14 protein-coding genes are annotated in these 13021 nt (G+C 32.5%); 13 read left to right on the forward strand and 1 reads right to left on the reverse strand.

What is annotated here, in order from left to right; genetic code table 11:
• Positions 1-98 precede the first annotated feature (98 nt).
• Positions 99-1469, reverse strand: a complete 1371-nt coding sequence (locus ACKTTR_RS02925) for a saccharopine dehydrogenase family protein (protein WP_408026445.1) — start codon at positions 1467-1469, stop codon at positions 99-101.
• A gap of 80 nt (positions 1470-1549) precedes the next feature.
• On the opposite strand from ACKTTR_RS02925, the gene ACKTTR_RS02930 reads away from it, so the two are divergent.
• From ACKTTR_RS02930 to queA, 13 genes are all read left to right on the forward strand, one after another.
• A complete protein-coding gene (locus ACKTTR_RS02930) occupies positions 1550-1930 on the forward strand; it encodes a DUF423 domain-containing protein (protein WP_408026446.1) in 381 nt (126 codons plus the stop codon).
• 86 nt (positions 1931-2016) lie between these two features.
• On the forward strand, positions 2017-3609 hold the full coding sequence (pckA, locus tag ACKTTR_RS02935; RefSeq protein WP_408026447.1) for a phosphoenolpyruvate carboxykinase (ATP): 1593 nt from the start codon (positions 2017-2019) through the stop codon (positions 3607-3609).
• 92 nt (positions 3610-3701) lie between these two features.
• Entirely contained in the window at positions 3702-5324 is a 1623-nt protein-coding gene (gene ade / locus ACKTTR_RS02940) for an adenine deaminase (protein WP_408026448.1), read from the forward strand.
• Between the two features lie 8 nt (positions 5325-5332).
• The gene (ruvC, locus tag ACKTTR_RS02945; protein ID WP_133534773.1) at positions 5333-5887 is read left to right on the forward strand and encodes a crossover junction endodeoxyribonuclease RuvC; all 555 of its coding nucleotides are present in this window, start codon (positions 5333-5335) and stop codon (positions 5885-5887) included.
• A gap of 46 nt (positions 5888-5933) precedes the next feature.
• Entirely contained in the window at positions 5934-6293 is a 360-nt protein-coding gene (locus ACKTTR_RS02950; RefSeq protein ID WP_408026449.1) for a four helix bundle protein, read from the forward strand.
• Between the two features lie 35 nt (positions 6294-6328).
• On the forward strand, positions 6329-7453 hold the full coding sequence (gene hemW, locus ACKTTR_RS02955) for a radical SAM family heme chaperone HemW (RefSeq protein ID WP_408026450.1): 1125 nt from the start codon (positions 6329-6331) through the stop codon (positions 7451-7453).
• A gap of 12 nt (positions 7454-7465) precedes the next feature.
• Complete coding sequence (locus ACKTTR_RS02960; RefSeq protein ID WP_408026451.1) at positions 7466-8215, forward strand: cyclase family protein; 750 nt, start codon at positions 7466-7468, stop codon at positions 8213-8215.
• A gap of 238 nt (positions 8216-8453) precedes the next feature.
• A complete protein-coding gene (locus tag ACKTTR_RS02965) occupies positions 8454-9665 on the forward strand; it encodes an MDR family MFS transporter (RefSeq protein WP_408026452.1) in 1212 nt (403 codons plus the stop codon).
• The gene (locus ACKTTR_RS02970) at positions 9662-10039 is read left to right on the forward strand and encodes a VOC family protein (protein WP_408026453.1); all 378 of its coding nucleotides are present in this window, start codon (positions 9662-9664) and stop codon (positions 10037-10039) included. Before ACKTTR_RS02965 ends, ACKTTR_RS02970 begins: the two co-directional genes overlap by 4 nt.
• Positions 10040-10086: 47 nt before the next feature.
• On the forward strand, positions 10087-10413 hold the full coding sequence (locus ACKTTR_RS02975; protein ID WP_408026454.1) for a nucleotide pyrophosphohydrolase: 327 nt from the start codon (positions 10087-10089) through the stop codon (positions 10411-10413).
• Positions 10414-10662: a hypothetical protein gene (locus ACKTTR_RS02980; RefSeq protein WP_408026455.1), complete on the forward strand. Its 249-nt coding sequence runs from the start codon at positions 10414-10416 to the stop codon at positions 10660-10662.
• A 6-nt stretch (positions 10663-10668) separates the two neighbouring features.
• On the forward strand, positions 10669-11898 hold the full coding sequence (locus tag ACKTTR_RS02985) for a 3-phosphoshikimate 1-carboxyvinyltransferase (protein WP_408026456.1): 1230 nt from the start codon (positions 10669-10671) through the stop codon (positions 11896-11898).
• A 67-nt stretch (positions 11899-11965) separates the two neighbouring features.
• Positions 11966-13015 (forward strand): tRNA preQ1(34) S-adenosylmethionine ribosyltransferase-isomerase QueA, encoded by a 1050-nt coding sequence (gene queA / locus ACKTTR_RS02990; protein ID WP_408026457.1) that lies wholly within the window; start codon positions 11966-11968, stop codon positions 13013-13015.
• Positions 13016-13021 lie beyond the last annotated feature (6 nt).

The following is a 13021-nucleotide window of genomic DNA, read 5'->3' on the forward strand; positions in this document are numbered from 1 at the left end:
ATTGAAATGTAAAAATACTAACTTTATAATTAGTTCTTTTTAACTAAAAAAGAAAAGGCACCCTTGTTTAGGTGCCTTTTTATTCGTTATTTATTTTTTTATCCCTTTATACTCTCAGGGTTATACCCTAAATAAGGTACTTCTTTTTCAACAAAATTAATTCCGTAATCTTCTAATTCTTTTAAAATTGGTTCGTACACCTCTTTATTAATAGGTAATTGTACACCAGGAGTGGTAATATCACCGTTTAAAATACGTACTGTAGCCATAGCTACAGGTAGTCCAACAGTTTTTGCCATTGCAGTGTAAGTTTGGTCATCACCTTTAATCACCATACTACTTTCAATTTGGTACTTGTCTTCTTTGTATTGATATCCAAAAATATGGTGCATTACAATCATATCTTTATCTTTAGCTTCAAGAGTCCAAGAATCCATTAATATTTTTTGTAAAATTTCAGCTGGAGTTGCGTTTTTTAATCCTACTTTTTTATTTGGGTTGAATATATCTAATTCTACAAATTTATCCCACATTAAATCATCTTGATCAATCTTTGTATACGAACGGAATTTTAATTCAACAGAATCGGAAGGAGAATATGCTAAGAAAAGATTTGTGAAATCACGATAGCTCATGTTTTCTGAGTCTTCAATAGTATAAGTGTCATCAGTCATTCCTAATTGAACAAATACGTTCCAAGCACGAGAAAATCCAACTTTACGAATTGTTCCTCTATACATGGTTTTAATATCTTCTAAACCATAAATACTTCTATATTTTAAAGAATCACGGTTAGCATACGCTTCAAATTTTCCACTACCATTAATGGTTAAAAATTCAGTTCTTCTAAATAATTTTTGGTATGGAATGTACTTGTAAGTTCCTTCTTGTATAAACATAGAGGCTCCACCTTGACCAGCTAATACCACATTTCTTGGGTTCCAAGTAAATTTATAATTCCATAAATTAGTATCACTTTCAGGAGCTACCAATCCACCACAAAAAGATTCAAATAACAACATTTTTCCACCTTGTTCCTTTATGCGGTCAATAACTTGCATAGCACTCATGTGATCGATTCCTGGATCCAGACCAATTTCGTTCATAAATACTAATCCTTTAGCTTTAGCTTCTTCATCTAAAGCTTTCATTTCATCAGAAATATATGAGGCGGTAACCATGTGCTTTCCGTAAGCAATACAATCTTTAGCTACTTCAATATGAAAACGAGCAGGTAACATTGAAATAACGATATCTGCTTTTTGAATTGCTTGTGAGCGTTCCTCGGCGTTAAAAACATCTAACTGTATTGCTGTAGCATTTGAATGATTGTTAACTTTAGATTGAGCGCTTTCTAATGAAACATCACCAATAGTTATATGTAGTTTTTCTTGTGAAGATTTATCTAATAAATATTTTATAAGTGAAGAGCTTGATCTACCAGCACCAATTATCAATATATTTCTCATTATAATGTATTTTTGTTATCAATAAATTTTGAGGCGACAATATCGCTAAAAAAGTTTAAATTTAAACAAAAACTGAGATAATGTATAAAAATTTAACAATAGCAGGGATTTTAGGAGTAATTGCTGTTATTTTAGGAGCCTTCGGAGCTCACGCTTTAAAAACAAGATTAACACCAGAAGCTTTAGAGAGTTTTGAAACCGCTGTACGTTATCAGTTTTTTCATGTGCTATTATTACTTTTTGTAAACATGTTTACTGGGTTTACTAACAAAGAAAAGAACAGGATTAGCTATTTTTTAATAGCCGGAATTTTATTGTTTTCAGGATCAATTTATCTAATTTACCTAGCGAATGTTCCAGCAAAAGCAATTTGGTTTATAACACCTTTAGGAGGAATACTATTAATCGTGGGTTGGAGCCTATTAACATATAGCTTTTTTAAAAAAGTTATTAAAAGTTAAAGTTGATAAAATCTTTGTATGATTCATCTTTTTAATCAAAAAGAACTATTTTTGTCCAAAATTAAACACAACTAAAATCTTTTAAGATGACAAATCTTGATACGAAAACGATATCGTTAGATAACTTAGGCATAAAAGACGCTACGGTTCGTTATCAATTAACTTCAGACGAGTTACACGACATCACTATTGAAAAAGAACAAGGAGTAGAAACCAGTTTTGGAGCATTAGCTGTTAAAACAGGTGAGTTCACAGGTCGTTCTCCAATGGATCGTTTTATCGTTAAAGACGATATAACTAAAGACCAAGTTTGGTGGGGAGATATTAACATTCCTTTCGATTCAGAAAAATTTGACAAGCTATACGATAAAGTAACTAACTATTTATCAAACAAAGAGGTATTTGTACGTGATAGTTATGCATGTGCAGATGAAGATTACAAGTTAAATATTCGTGTTGTAAACGAATATCCTTGGAGTAACATGTTTGCATACAACATGTTTTTACGTCCAACAGCTGAGGAATTAAAAAACTTTTCTCCAGAATGGACAGTAGTAAACGCTCCAGGTTTTATGGCAGATCCAGAAGTAGATGGAACACGTCAACACAACTTTGCTATCTTAAACTTTACTAGAAAAGTAGCATTAATTGGAGGTACAGGATACACAGGAGAAATTAAAAAAGGTATTTTCTCTGCGTTGAACTTTATTTTACCAGTATTTAAAAACACATTACCAATGCACTGTTCTGCAAATGTTGGTAAAGATGGAGATACTGCTATTTTCTTCGGATTATCAGGAACAGGTAAAACGACCTTATCTACCGATCCAAATCGTAGTTTAATTGGTGATGATGAGCATGGTTGGACTGCTGAAAACACAATCTTCAATTTTGAAGGAGGATGTTATGCAAAAGTAATCGACTTATCTCAAGAGAAAGAACCAGAGATTTACGGAGCAATTAAAAGAGGAGCAATCCTTGAAAATATTGTGATGGATGATAAAGGGAATGTAGATTTTCATGATACATCAATTACACAAAACACTCGTGTAAGTTATCCTATTTATCACATTGAAAATATTCAAAAACCATCTAAAGGTGCAAATCCAAAGAATATCTTCTTTTTAACAGCAGATGCTTTTGGTGTATTGCCTCCGATATCTAAATTAACACCTGGTCAAGCAGCATATCATTTTATTTCTGGATATACAGCAAAAGTAGCAGGTACAGAAGCAGGAATTAACGAGCCATTACCAAGTTTTTCAGCTTGTTTTGGAGCTCCATTTATGCCATTACACCCAACACGTTACGCTGAAATGTTAAGCAAGAAAATGCAAGAAGCAGGTGTGAACGTTTGGTTAATTAATACTGGATGGACAGGTGGTGCTTACGGTACTGGTAGCAGAATGAAATTAAAGTACACTCGTGCTATGATTACTGAAGCTTTACAAGGTAATTTAGAAAATGTTGAATTTGTACAACATCCAATTTTTGGATTATCAATGCCAACTACTTGTGATAATGTTCCTGATGAAGTGTTAAATCCAAAGCAAACATGGGCAGACAAAGATGCTTATGATGCAAAAGCTATGGAGTTAGCGAATTCATTTAGAAAGAATTTTGCTCAGTTTGAAGAAATGGCAAGCGAGGAAATTATTAAAGGAGGACCAATAGCGTAACCTTTAAAAAAAATAAATACCAAGAAAGCATCCGTTACGGATGCTTTTTTTATGAAAAATACTCAGTATTTTAGCAATAAATAAATTTTAGCATGATTGTACAGGGAAATATAGTCGATATAAAAAACAAAAGAATTTTCAAAGGAGAAGTTGAGGTTGAAGCAGGAAAGATTACAAAAATAAAAGAAGTAGACCATGCTGAAGAAAACTATATTTTACCTGGGTTTATAGATGCTCATATTCATATTGAAAGTTCAATGCTAGTGCCATCGGAATTTGCTAAAATAGCTGTAACACATGGTACTGTGGCAACTGTATCTGATCCGCATGAAATAGCCAATGTATTGGGTGTAAAAGGAGTTGATTTTATGATTGAAAACGGAAAAAAAGTTCCGTTAAAATTCAATTTTGGTGCTCCATCTTGTGTGCCAGCAACTTCTTTTGAAAGTGCCGGAGCGGTAATTGATTCAGAAGACATCAAAAAGATGATGCAGAATCCTGATATCAAATATTTAGCAGAAATGATGAATTACCCGGGAGTTATTTATCAAGATGAAGAAGTGCTAAAAAAAATAGCTTGGGCAAAACACTACAACAAGCCAGTGGATGGACATGCACCAGGACTAAGAGGAGAAGATTTAGATAAGTACATAGCAGCAGGAATTTATACAGACCACGAATGTTTTACGTATGAAGAAGGTTTAGAAAAACTTCAAAAAGGAATGAAAGTAATCATTCGAGAAGGAAGTGCCGCAAAAAACTTTGAAGCATTGATAAATCTACTCCCTGAATATTATGAGAATATGATGTTCTGTTCGGATGACAAACATCCAGATGATTTGTTATTAGGGCATATCAATCAGTTATGTGAGCGTGCAGTAGCAAAAGGAATGGATGTGTTTAAAGTATTACAAGCAGCTTGTATCAATCCAGTAAAACATTATAATCTTGATGTAGGGACGTTAAACGAAGGAGATGATGCCGATTTTATTATAGTAAAAGACTTGCAAAAGTTTGAAGTACTCCAAACATACATTAATGGTGAATTAGTGGCTGAAAATGGAAAATCATTTGTAGAGCATGTAGATTTTGAAGTGTTGAATAATTTTGATACTGATAAAAAAAACGTTGTTGATTTTGAGTTTCATTCAACGTCTGAAAAGATTCGAGTTATTGAGGCTTTGGATGGAGAATTAGTAACAAATGAAATAGAAGCAGATTCGTTAATAAAAGACGGAAATTTAGTTTCAGATGTAGAGAAAGATGTATTGAAAATGACAGTAGTGAACCGTTATCAAAATGCGGAACCTTCGATAGCTTTTATTAAAAATTTCGGATTGAAAGAAGGAGCAATAGCGAGTTCAGTAGGTCATGATTCTCACAATATTATCGCAGTTGGAGTTTCAGATGAATTAATTTGTAAGGCGGTAAACTTACTAATCGAGAATAGAGGAGGAGTTTGTGCTGTAACATCTTCTGAAGAAAAAGTAGTTCCGCTTCCTGTAGCAGGAATTATGTCAGATAAACCAGCGGTTGAAATAGGAAAAGCTTATGCAGAATTGGATGCCATGGCAAAACAACTAGGTAGTAAGTTACGAGCTCCGTATATGACCTTATCTTTTATGGCGTTGTTGGTAATTCCATCCTTAAAACTATCTGACAAAGGATTGTTTGATGGGAACACATTTAAATTTACTTCTTTAGAAGTTAAATAAACGAGAGTTTGAAGACAGAAAAAATTATATTAGGTATTGACCCAGGAACCTCTATTATGGGGTTCGGAATTATAAAGGTAGTAGGGAAAAAGATGGAATTTGTTCAAATGAATGAATTACTTTTAAAAAAATATGATGATCATTACCTAAAGTTGAAAATCATTTTTGAACGTACTATTGAGTTGATTGATACCTATCATCCAGATGAAATAGCGTTAGAAGCTCCTTTTTTTGGTAAAAATGTACAATCCATGTTAAAACTAGGACGTGCACAAGGAGTAGCCATGGCAGCAGGATTGTCACGTCAAATTCCTGTAACGGAGTATGCACCTAAGAAAATTAAAATGGCAATTACAGGAAAAGGTACCTCTAGTAAAGAACAAGTAGCGTTAATGCTAAAATCGCTATTAAACTTAAAAGAGTTGCCTAAAAATTTAGATGCTACTGATGGTTTGGCAGCTGCCGTATGTCACTACTATAATTCAGGAACTAAAGTAGGAGGTAAGAACTATACAGGTTGGGCAGCGTTTGTAAAACAGAACCCGAAAAAAATCAAAAACTAATTTTATCAATGCTCAATTAACAGTAACAAATTATTAATTTATAGCTATGAAATTAGAGAATAACCCACTTCAAAATAAATCGTACGATTTTGCGCTCTCTATTATAAAATTAAGTAAGAGCTTAATGACTATAAACAAAGAGTTTGTATTATCTAAACAAGTATTGAGAAGTGGAACCTCTGTTGGAGCAAATATTGTAGAAGCAAATGGAGCAATTTCTAAAGCAGATTTTTCAGCAAAAATTTCAATAGCTTATAAAGAATGTTTAGAAACTAAATATTGGTTGTCTTTGTTAAAAGATAGTGAAGAGTTAAGAATAGGTGAGTATGAGGAGTTGTTTGAAAAAGCTGATGAAATAGCTAAAATTTTATTTTCAATTTTAAAGAAAACAAGAATTAATAAATAATCTTGATAACTGATAACTGATAACTGATAACTGATTTGGCAGGAATTTATCTACATATCCCATTTTGTAAGCAAGCGTGCTACTATTGCGATTTTCACTTTTCTACATCTTTAAAAAAGAAAGAGGAGTTAGTTTCTTGTTTGGTGAAAGAGCTAGAATTTCGAAAGGAAGAACTACAACACGAAGAAATAGAAACCATCTATTTTGGAGGAGGAACACCGAGTTTATTGTCGATTGAAGAATTACAATTGTTGATAGATACTGTTTATCAGAACTATACAGTAGTATCAAATCCAGAAATTACCTTAGAAGCAAATCCAGATGATTTATCAGAAGAAAAAATTATTGAATTATCTAAAACTCCTGTTAACCGTTTAAGTATTGGAATTCAATCTTTTTTTGAAGAAGATTTGCAGTTAATGAACCGCGCCCATAATGCACAAGAAGCAAAAAAATGTCTGTCAGCTGCCACTGGCAGTTTTGATAATATTACTATTGATTTGATTTACGGAGTTCCGAATATGAGTAATGAACGTTGGAGAGAAAATCTGCAAATAGCTTTTGATTTCGGTATCAATCATATTTCATCATATGCGTTAACGGTAGAGCCTAAAACAGCGTTAGATTCGTTTATCAAGCAAGGGAAATACCCAGATGTAGAGGAAGCTGTAGCCAAAGAACATTTTGATATTCTGGTAGCAGAAACCGCTAAAAATGGATTTGTTCACTACGAAATTTCCAACTTTGGAAAACCGAACTATTTTTCAAAACACAATACCAGTTATTGGTTAGGTAAAAAATATATTGGAATTGGCCCGTCAGCACATTCGTTTAATAAAACACATCGTAGTTGGAATGTAGCTAACAATGCAAAATATATCAAAGCAATCCAAGAGGGAGAACTCCCTTTAGAACAAGAAGAACTTACAAAGAAAGATCAGTTTAATGAATATTTAATGACAGGATTAAGAACCATTTGGGGAGTGTCGTTAGAGAAAATTGAGGAGGATTTCGGGGAAGAATTTAGAAAAAATCTCCTTAAAAATGCTGAGAAGTTTATTAATCAAGGGCTATTAGTCATTACAAATGAAGTTTTGAAGACTACAGAAAAAGGAAAGTTCTTAGCAGATGGATTGGCTAGTGAGTTATTCATAATTTAGGTATATTTGAGTATGATAGCAACAATTGAATACAACTCAAGAAAGTACAAAATAGATTTATCAAAACCACTAGACATTTCAATAGCCATTGATACCTCAAAAGAAAATGTAAATGCTTGGTATTTAGATGATCCTAAAATTTTTCCTGTTTCTGATGGCAATTGGATTGGAAGTGTACAACAAGGAGCTGATGTAAACTTTAATAATATCCAGTTTAATCCGCACTCACATATTACACATACCGAATGTGTGGGGCATATTACAGAAGAAGTTTATTCAGTAAACAAAGAACTATCAAAATTTTTCTTCTTAGCAGAAGTGGTGACTATTGCTCCAGAACAGTTAAAAAATAAGGACTTTGTAATTTCAAAAAAACAATTACAAAATGTTTTAGGAAACAAAAAGCGAGATGCAATTGTAATAAGAACCTTACCGAACCTATCAGACAAAAAATCGATGCGTTATTCAAATACAAATCCAACTTATTTGTTAGAAGAAGCTGCTGTATACTTAAAAGAAAAAGGAATAGAACATTTACTAATTGATTTACCATCGGTAGACAAAGAAAAAGACGGTGGAAAATTGTTAGCACATAATGCTTTTTGGAATACACAAGGAGAAATTAGAATGCAGGCAACCATAACAGAATTTATATATGTATCCAATAAAATAAAAGACGGAACCTATTTTTTAAACTTGATGGTAGCGCCATTTGAAAACGATGCTACACCTAGTAAACCTACACTTTACGAAATTATTTAAAACTTTTTTTGTTGGTATATTTATTTTTTTACTAGTTTTACAGCTCAATCAAGAAATAATAATGACAATTTTTAATACATATAAGCAATGTAAGTCGACTGTGGTAAGACACAGAAACGATCGGGCGATGTATGTATTATAACTATGTTTATATAAAATATAATGATTACAAAAAGTCCGACTGAAAAGTCGGACTTTTTACTTTTATAACTAGTAAGAACAACCAAACTTTAACCATATGAAAAAACTATACTTTAACTATTTAAACACCTTTAAAGGGCTCTCAAACGAAGTTTGGTGGCTTTCATTAATAACATTGATAAACAGAGCAGGAACCATGGTGATTCCGTTTTTATCATTGTACCTAACTAAAAGCCTACACTTTACTTTAAAAGATGTGGGTTGGATTATGACTTGTTTCGGGTTAGGGTCTGTATTGGGATCTTGGTTAGGAGGTAAGTTAACCGATAAAATAGGTTTTTATAAAGTAATGAAGACAAGCTTGTTTTTGACGGGGTTACTTTTTATAGCCTTACAGTTTGTAAATACCTTTGCAGGTTTCTGTATTGGCATTTTCTTAGTAATGTTAGTAGCAGATACGTTTAGACCAGCTATGTTTGTTGCGTTAAGTACTTACAGCAAACCAGAAAATAAAACACGTTCGGTAACGCTAATTCGTTTAGCAATTAACTTAGGTTTCTCAGCAGGTCCTGCGGTTGGTGGATTAATTATAACCTCACTGGATTATAGTGGGCTGTTTTGGGTAGATGGAGTTACTTGTATTTTAGCAACTGTTTTACTGGTGAATGTATTAAACCCTAAGAAAGCAAAAGCTTTAGATGAAACAAAAGTAGAAAATCCGCAATCAGTATTCTCAGATAAGGCTTTTTGGGTATTTTTTGTAGGGATGTTCATTTTCGGATTTATCTTCTTGCAATACTTCTCAACAATGCCTTTATATTACAAAGATGTTCATCATTTAACTGAGTTAGAAATAGGCTTATTAATGGGGCTTAACGGATTCTTTATCTTCTTGTTAGAAATGCCACTTATTAAATGGTTGGAAGAAAGTAAGTATACCAAAGAGTTTTTAATGTTTTTTGGTTTACTATTAACAGGATTAAGTTTTGTTGTAATTAACTTAACCGGTTGGGTAGGAATTTTAATTGTAGGAATGTTACTGATGACAATAGGAGAGATGATCGCATTTCCTTTTTCAAATGCCTTTGTGATGGAGCGAGCAAAAAAAGGAAATCAAGGAGAATACATGGCATATTATAGTATTGCATTTTCTATGTCACACATATTTGGACACAATTCAGGAATGCAATTAATAGATAATATTGGATTTGATAATACATGGAATTTTATGATTGTATTATCGGGGATTGGAGTGTTATTTTTATTAATGTTAGTACGAATTGTTAAAAGAGAAAAAGTAATCGCATGAACTTAAATCAAGTAACAATTCCGTCTATAGATGTAAATGCATCTGTACTATTTTATAAAAAACTAGGCTTGCATCTTATTGTAGATGCAAGTCCTAGATATGTCCGATTTGAAGTACCTGATGGAGATGCAACCTTCTCAATTCATCAAGTAGAGAAGTTACCTAAAGGAGAAGGAATTACATTGTATTTTGAAGATGAGAATTTAGATGAATTAGTAGGGGAATTACAAGAAAAAGGAATTCAATTCACCCAATTACCCAAAGATCAAACATGGTTATGGAGAGAAGCCCATTTGTTAGATCCAGATGGTAACAGATTAATTCTGTTTAAAGCAGGAGAACACAGAAAAAATCCGCCTTGGCGAATCAATTAAGAAATAGAAGTTTTTATCTTTGAATATTTAATAAGAAAGCAGAAAACATGAATATACAAGACGCACAAAAACAAGTAGATGATTGGATTAAAAATCACGGAGTTCGTTACTTTAACGAGTTAACAAATATGGCGCAACTAACAGAAGAAGTTGGAGAAGTAGCTCGAATTATTGCGCGTCGTTATGGAGAACAAAGTGAAAAAGAAAGTGATAAAAACAAAGATTTAGGTGAAGAATTGGCCGATGTAATGTTTGTAGTGTTGTGTTTAGCGAACCAAACAGGCGTAAATTTACAAGAAGCCTTTGATAAGAAGCTAGATATTAAAACTAAAAGAGATCACGATCGTCATCATAGTAACAAAAAACTACAATAAATGAGTCTCATTAAAAATATACAAAAAGGAAATTTTTGGATTAATGTTTTAAAAGTAGGAACCCCATTTTTAATAATCGTAGCTGTTTTTTCTTTATTGTTTAAAACGGGAGGGGCTGTTTTTTCAGCAGACTTTGAAACAGTATACAATGTGCACTTTGCAAATAAACAGTGGATTCGTTTTTGGTTGAGCAAGATTGTAATCGCACTTATTTATAGCATATACATTGTAAATAAAAAAACGAAGTAGTTTTTTATGGATTTAAGATTAAAAACTGAAGATTTTAATTCAGGTACTCATATAACCATTTCAGGGTCAAAAAGTGAATCAAATAGATTGTTGATTTTACAGCAATTATATCCAGATTTACAGATAGAAAATTTATCAAACTCTGATGATACACATCATTTACAAGGAGCGTTAACTTCTGATAATACGATTGCAGACATTGGACATGCAGGAACTGCTATGCGTTTTCTAACTGCTTTTTTTGCAACACAAGAAGGTGTTACAAAAGTATTGCAAGGATCAGACCGAATGCATAATCGACCAATTGAAATTTTGGTTAATGCGCTTCATGATTTAGGAGCAGATATAGAATATGTAGAAAAAGAAGGATATCCACCACTTAAAATATCGGGAAGAAAACTAACAAAAGAGAAAGTTTCAATTAATGGAAATGTAAGTAGTCAATACATTTCAGCATTAATGCTAATTGCTCCAAGCTTAGAAAAAGGGCTTAAAATTGAGTTAGTAGGAAAAATCACATCGGTTCCCTATATCAATATGACTTTACAATTATTAGCTCAATTAGAAGTTGAAGCTAAATTTGAAGGGCAGGTTATTAAAATAAAACCTAAATCAACAGTAGAGAAACAAACAATTGTAGTAGAGTCTGATTGGAGTTCAGCTTCTTATTTTTATTCGATTATAGCATTGAGTAAAGTTGGTTCTTCTGTGAAATTATCGGCTTATAAAAAAGACAGTTTGCAAGGAGATAGTTGCTTGGAAGAAATTTATAAGCATTTTGGAGTGACGACTACTTTTAAAGAAAACTCAATTCTTTTAACGAAAGAAAAAGAACATAGTTCAGCAGTATTAAAAGAAGATTTAAAAAATGCACCAGATATAGCGCAAACCATAGCAGTTACTTGTTTTGGTTTAGGCATTGCTTGTGATTTAACAGGGTTACACACATTAAAAATTAAAGAAACTGATCGTTTAGAAGCATTACGTGAAGAGTTAACAAAATTAGGAGCAGATATTTCAGTCACTAATGAAAGTTTACACTTAAAACCATCTTTAAAAATTAAAGAGAATATTCAAATAGCTACTTATAATGATCATCGAATGGCAATGGCATTTGCTCCGCTAGCTTTAAAAGTTTCTTTAGGAGTTTTAGAGGCAGAAGTAGTAACTAAATCTTATAGAAATTTCTGGAAAGATATGCTTAGTGTAGGAATTCAGAATGTTACCATAAAATAATAGGGCAATCGCTTGACAACCCCTATGTTGAAATTGTATATTTGCCATCGTTAAGAAAATTTTACAAATGAAATTATCAAATTTTAATTTTGAATTGCCAAAAGAATTATTGGCAGAATATCCTTCAGAGCACAGAGATGAAGCACGATTAATGGTATTGCACCGTGACACACAAAAAATCGAGCATAAACTATTTAAAGATTTAATCGATTATTTTGATGAAGGAGATGTAATGATGTTAAACAATACGAAAGTTTTTCCAGCCCGTATGTACGGAAACAAGGAGAAAACAGGAGCTCGTATTGAAGTATTTTTATTACGTGAGTTAAATGCTGAAAATCGTTTGTGGGATGTATTAGTAGATCCAGCAAGAAAAATAAGAATAGGTAATAAATTATTCTTTGGAGACGATGAAAGTTTAGTAGCTGAAGTTATTGATAATACTACTTCACGTGGTAGAACATTACGTTTCTTATTTGATGGTCCTTATGATGAATTTAGAAAGAAATTAATCGAGTTAGGAGAAACTCCATTACCAAAATACATAAAACGTGAGGTAGAGCCAGAAGATGAAGATCGTTACCAAACTATTTTTGCTAAGCATGAAGGGGCAGTAGCAGCACCAACAGCAGGATTACACTTCTCTAAACACTTAATGAAACGTTTAGAAATTAAAGGAGTAGACTTTGCAGAAACAACTTTGCATGTAGGTTTAGGTACTTTTAATCCGGTTGAGGTTGAAGATTTATCAAAGCACAAAATGGATTCTGAGCAAATTATTATTCCACAAGTCAGTGCAGATATGGTAAATAATGCTATTGCTAGCAAGAAAAAAGTGTGTGCAGTAGGTACTACAGTGATGAGAACTATTGAATCATCAGTATCTTCAAGTAACCAATTAAATGCTTTTGAAGGATGGACTAACAAGTTTATTTTTCCTCCATATGATTTTAGCATAGCTAATTGTATGGTGACGAATTTCCACACGCCAAAATCTACATTGTTAATGATGGTATCTGCATTTGCAGGACACGATTTTGTTATGGAAGCATACAAAGAAGCAATTAAAGAAAAATATAAATTTTACTCGTACGGAGATGCGATGTTAATTTTATAAAATAGT

Origin of the sequence: Tenacibaculum litoreum, from assembly GCF_964513915.1 — a bacterium.
In the GTDB taxonomy this organism is placed as follows: domain Bacteria; phylum Bacteroidota; class Bacteroidia; order Flavobacteriales; family Flavobacteriaceae; genus Polaribacter; species Polaribacter litoreum.